This is a genomic window from Mesorhizobium sp. M1409, from assembly GCF_040317535.1.
GTDB lineage: Bacteria > Pseudomonadota > Alphaproteobacteria > Rhizobiales > Rhizobiaceae > Mesorhizobium.
The window spans coordinates 1-1,625 of the sequence record NZ_JAMYKV010000142.1 but is presented as its reverse complement, the minus strand read 5'-3'; the positions used below and the strand labels follow the sequence as shown (position 1 = coordinate 1,625).

General features: G+C 65.2%; 1 protein-coding gene. It reads right to left on the bottom strand.

The features are described from left to right. Positions 1-156: 156 nt before the first annotated feature. Positions 157-1,500, bottom strand: coding sequence for an IS1380 family transposase (locus NKG99_RS35705; RefSeq protein WP_352592373.1), 1,344 nt, complete (start codon positions 1,498-1,500; stop codon positions 157-159). Positions 1,501-1,625: the final 125 nt, after the last annotated feature.

The following is a 1,625-nucleotide window of genomic DNA, read 5'->3' as shown; positions in this document are numbered from 1 at the left end:
CTAGCCCGTCTTATTCATGACGGATCTGGGTTTGTTTGCCGCTGAGCGGCGGACAGGTGGCGGCTCGGCGTCTTTTTCACCGCGGCTGTGTCTGGACTTGTGAACGCGCTGGAGGGTGGAAGCTGTGTGGTTCGGCGGGGCCCGCTGCCCCGGCGGTCATGGTCCTGCCGGTAGCAGATTGCTGGCGATCGCCCGGAACAGACTTGCCTCGGGACAGGCGGCGGCGAAGGCCAGGCGGATGCGCGAGACGGTTTCGATGACGCGGGCGCCGAGCTTGAGCAGCCTGAGCCGCAGCGTAGCGAACTCGGCGTTGCGCAGATGATGGGTCGTGGGCACCGCCTCGCGCAGGGTGAGCATTAACCAGTATGCGGCGGTGTGCAGGACAAGACGGACCTGATTGGCAATCGGTGAGCGGCAGGAGGTGCGGTCGGAGGCGAGTTGGCTCTTGTGCATCTTGATCAGGTTTTCGGCCTGGCCGCGGGCGCAGTAGATCACGTCGTAGATGTGCTCGGCGGAGCCTTTGTCGAGATTGGTGACGACGAAGCGGATGTCGAGGCCGAGGGTGGTTGCCTCGATGCGAGCGCAGGTGCGGCGTTCGGCCTTCCAGGACTTCGCCTTGTAGCGGGTCTCGGCATAGCCGCGCAGCACAGACTTGCGCTCGAGCGCGCGGCGGGTGCGGATGTCGTCGGCGCTCTCGTCGACGAGCCGCTGCAGAACCTTGTTGCCGGGTAGGCCGAAGAGGTAGTCGATCGCATTGTTCTCGCACCAGGCCATGACTTGCGCCCGGCCGTAATGGCTGTCGCCACGGATCAGGATGCGGGTGGTCGGCCAGCGCGCGCGGATGCGGCGCACGAGACGGCGCAGATGGCCGCGGATCTCCTTGCCCGTCGGGGTCTTGCCAGGACGCAGGATCATCGCGACCGGGCGTCCTGTCGCGGCGTCGTAGATGTGGATCGGCAGGAAGCAACGCTCGTCGTAGTGGGCGTTGAAGAGCGAGAGCTGCTGATGGCCGTGAACGACATCCAGCGTATCATCGATGTCGAGCGTGACGCTTTTCGGCGGCGCGGCATAGCTCGACAGCCACAGATCGACCAGCACCCAGCCGAGCCGGATGACGGTCCTGAGGTCGGGCAGGTTCTCCAGCCGCGAACAGGTCGGCTGCGAGCACAGATCAATCCCGCTGTCGGGCAGCCGCCCGCAGGCGAGCTTGAAGGCCGGATCGGTGCGCAGCCGGTCGAGATCGTTGGCATCCTCGTAGCCGCAGGCGATGGCAAAGATCCGGGCACGCAGGATGTCGGCCATAGCGTGCGTCACGCGCGCTGGATCGCGCGGATCGTGGATCGCAGCGGCCAGCCTGTCGGCCAGTTGCAGGCGTCGCTCGGCCGCGGCCAAAAGCATGACGCCGCCATCCGAGGTGATGCGTCCGCCGTCAAACGCAGCTGTGACCTTCTTGCGTCCGACGGCTGGAAAAGACAGCGGCAGCAACGTATCCTCGGTCATGGCGGGTGTGGCTCGCGAGATGCGGTGGAAGGGTTGGCCTAAGCAACCGAATCCTACGCCAAATCAATCGCTTAAGCTACATCCGCCAGCCTCAAAGCCCCATCGTCGTGCATAAGACGGGCTAG

Excerpts from the sequence above, each read along its gene's own strand:
- NKG99_RS35705 (WP_352592373.1), bottom strand. The coding sequence starts at position 1,500 with ATGACCGAGGATACGTTGCTGCCGCTGTCTTTTCCAGCCGTCGGACGC.